Raw genomic sequence first — 1,833 nt, 5'->3', positions numbered from 1 at the left:
ATGGTGTCGGGTCAATCTGCAGGGTTCTGTCGATTGCACCATCTGCCTATTATGCAACTGTTGCCAGACAGAAAAATCCGTGTGTGCGCAACCAGAAAGACAAAGAGCTGTGCGATGACATCCGTAGAGTGTGGAATAATAATTTCTGCGTCTATGGAGCGCGCAAGGTCTGGCATCAGCTCAAACGTGAAGGCATGGATGTCGCCCGCTGCACGGTAGAGCGGCTGATGCGCCGGATGGGGCTGAAAGGCGTCATTCGTGGCAAGGGGGGCAGAACCACACGCCCCGATCCGGCACGGCCCTGTCCACAGGATCTGGTGCAGCGACAGTTTCATGCACCAGCCGGCGGATTCAACCGGTCGTCGCAACACCTTAATATTGGAGGTATAGACGATGACAGGGAAACGGAAATCGGAGCGGTCCACAAGGCGCAAATTGTGTTCGCCAGGACGGCCGCCTGTCTGGCAGCGTGAGACCCTTTGTCGGTTCTGGCAGGGTATCGCGGCAGGTCTTTCCAGCGAAGAGGCTGGTATCGAAGCCGGTGTTTCTGCTCCAGTTGGAAGCCGTTGGTTTCGGAGTTCTGGCGGGATGCCACCTACACATTTAACCCCTTCAGGCTCTCACCCACAGGGCCGTAGTCTTTCTTTTTCCGAGTGTGAAGAAATCGTCCTGGAATGCGCACGCAAGACCGGGGTGCGTGCTATTGCCTGCAAGCTGGGACGTTCGCCCAGCACGATATCTCGTGAGATCAGGCGCAATTCCGCGACCCGCAACGGGGATTTCAATTACCGTGCCACCACCGCACAATGGCATGCGGATCGTGCGGCCCAACGTCCCAAAGTGAGTAAGCTGGCACAAAATTCTACCTTGCATGATTATGTCCACGATCGCCTTGCAGGCCTGATCGCCACGCCGGATGGTGTCGCACTGAAAGGGCCTGTCGTGATATGGAAAAAGCGACGGGCAGTTCATCGTCAAAGTCGACGCTGGTCCCTTGCATGGAGCCCGGAACAGATCGCACAACGGCTGAAGGTGGATTTCCCAGAGGATCAGAGCATGCGCATCAGTCACGAAGCGATTTATCAAGCACTCTACATTCAGGGGCGTGGCGCTCTGAAACGCGAACTTTCCGCCTGCTTGCGCTCGGGGCGGGCACTCCGTCTTCCTCGGGAACGTGCGCGTAAGCGAGGCAGATCTTTTGTCGAAGACGCTTTGATGATCAGTGATCGTCCGGCAGAGGTTGCGGACAGAGCTGTGCCGGGCCATTGGGAAGGCGACCTCATTCTCGGCCTTGGTAGTTCTGCAAGCGGCACTCTGGTCGAGCGTACCACGCGCTTTACGATGTTGCTGCATCTGCCGCGGATGAAAGGGCATGGAAAAACCAGAGTGATCAGGAATGGTCCAGCCCTTGCTGGTCATGGGGCCCAGGCCGTTCGTAACGCGATTACAGGGACCATCATGGAGCTACCTGCCAGTCTGCGCAGATCCCTGACTTGGGATCAGGGAGCGGAGATGGCACAACACGCCCAGCTCCAGATTGATACCGGTCTTGATATCTATTTCTGCGATCCACAAAGCCCCTGGCAACGTGGCAGCAACGAAAACACCAATGGTCTGCTGCGCCAATACTTCCCCAAGGGAACGGATCTCAGCCAGCATGATACCGATGCATTAAATGCGGTTGCTCATGCCCTGAATACACGGCCACGCAAAACACTCGGTTGGAAAACACCAGCAGAGGCACTCGACGCGGATTTCTCACACTTGAGGCAATTTCGGGTCATTTTGTAGAATTCAGTCATCCCACAGGAGCCCGATCTGGAATATTGACGA

General features: G+C 56.1%; 1 protein-coding gene and 1 pseudogene. Both read left to right on the top strand.

Annotation, left to right across the window (positions count from 1 at the left end):
- Window positions 1–338 (top strand): annotated as a pseudogene (locus FKW31_RS15815) (IS3 family transposase); the annotation flags it as partial.
- Window positions 339–393: 55 nt separating this feature from the next.
- Window positions 394–1,791: an IS30 family transposase gene (locus FKW31_RS15810; protein WP_150179062.1), complete on the top strand. Its 1,398-nt coding sequence runs from the start codon at window positions 394–396 to the stop codon at window positions 1,789–1,791.
- Window positions 1,792–1,833: the final 42 nt, after the last annotated feature.

This window comes from Acetobacter sp. DmW_136 (assembly GCF_008690365.1).
Classification (GTDB): domain Bacteria; phylum Pseudomonadota; class Alphaproteobacteria; order Acetobacterales; family Acetobacteraceae; genus Acetobacter; species Acetobacter oryzifermentans.
The sequence above is the reverse complement of the archived record's forward strand: the minus strand, read 5'-3'. Positions and strand labels throughout refer to the sequence as shown.